The sequence below is a fragment of the Paraburkholderia sp. GAS448 genome (assembly GCF_050435685.1).
Taxonomy (GTDB): domain Bacteria; phylum Pseudomonadota; class Gammaproteobacteria; order Burkholderiales; family Burkholderiaceae; genus Paraburkholderia.
Map to the genome: position 1 here is coordinate 1 of NZ_JBNDKT010000145.1, position 1,349 is coordinate 1,349.

Annotated in this window: 2 protein-coding genes; one reads left to right on the plus strand and one right to left on the minus strand. The window is 60.7% G+C overall.

Going from position 1 to position 1,349, the window contains the following annotated elements; translation table 11 throughout:
* On the plus strand, positions 1 to 799 hold a 799-nt coding region (locus tag P3T23_RS47675), incomplete at its 5' end, for a PQQ-binding-like beta-propeller repeat protein (protein ID WP_429322953.1).
* 243 nt (positions 800 to 1,042) lie between these two features.
* On the opposite strand, the gene P3T23_RS47680 is transcribed toward P3T23_RS47675, so the two are convergent.
* Positions 1,043 to 1,349 (minus strand): hypothetical protein (locus tag P3T23_RS47680; RefSeq protein WP_429322954.1); only part of this gene is annotated, 307 nt, incomplete at its 5' end.

Below are 1,349 nucleotides of genomic sequence, written 5' to 3' on the forward strand. Positions count from 1 at the left end.
CCCCGACGGCGCGATCCTGCAGCGCTGGTACCCGGATGGGGCCAGCGGGCCCAACGGCGGCGGCATCTGGGGACCGGGCGGCGTCTCGGTCGTGCGGGGTGGGTCAGCTGTCTATGCGCTGACGGGCAACGCATTCGCCAACCCGGAGAACGCCGCGTTTGCGGAACACGTCGTCGCGCTCACCAGCAACCTGGCCGTGACCGCGTCAAACTCGCCGATGAAGCCCACGACACAGGATGCGGACTTCGGTGCGACGGCACCGCTGTTCCAGCCGCGTGGCTGCCCGTCGATGCTGGCAGCCTTCCAGAAAACCGGCAACCTGTTCATCTATAACCAGGCCACCATCCCGTCAGGGCCCCTGCAAACGCTGAATATCAGTCAACCCCGGGCATCCGGGACCAACATCGGCCTGCCTGCCTGGGATCCGGTGCTGAATCAGCTGTACATGGCGGCGCCCTCCCATTCGCCCACCGGCTTCGACAACCACGGGCTCCTCGCACTCGGCATCAGTGGCACCTGTTCCGTGAGCCTCGCCTGGCAGCAGCCGGTCGGCAAGGATTCGGTTTCTGACAACCCGGCGATTTCCCCGATCGTTGCGAACGGGGTGGTGTATTACGCCGACGGCATCGCCGACCAGGTGTTTGCGATGGACGCAAAAAGCGGACAGATACTCTGGAGTACCAACAGCCTTCCGGTCGCTGAACGGCCAACGGCACCCATCCGCACGTCACCGACAGTCGTGAACGGCCAGCTTGTTGTCGCAGGTATGGACCACAAGATTCGGGCCTTTGGCCTGTAGCCCGTCGCACGGGCCGGGGCCGTATGTGGAAGAGGTGGCACCGGAACTTTGGCAAGACGGGCCCACTCGTCATTGCTCAACTCATCGAAGGACGTGAGTTTCTCCACGCGGCCAGGCCGGGGCGATCATCGGCATATCACGCGCCGGTCATGCGCGTTTGCCGTCCGATTCGCGTGGCGAGGATGGAACAAGGATTTCCGGTCATTAATCTGTCATCTTGACAGGCCATCTTTGTTCGCGAACCTAACGGATATCGCTGACTTCACAAGGCACTTCATAAGGCTCGTCGTATTCAGCCCGGCCACTGGCAATGGTACGGTTCCTGCAAATGAACTCTGCAGCCGGAAAAGCGCACGACCAGATCCGCCAGCGAAAAAATGCCAACAGGAACGTTTCTGCAAGCCGCAGCATCGGCGATACACCGTCGATATGTTGTCTTCCCGAAATGAGTGCAATACCTGAATATTCCACGCCAAAGTGAACAGGGATTCCACGGCAAAAAGAACACGAATTCCACGGCAAAGTGAACGCCGATTCCACGGCAAAAAGA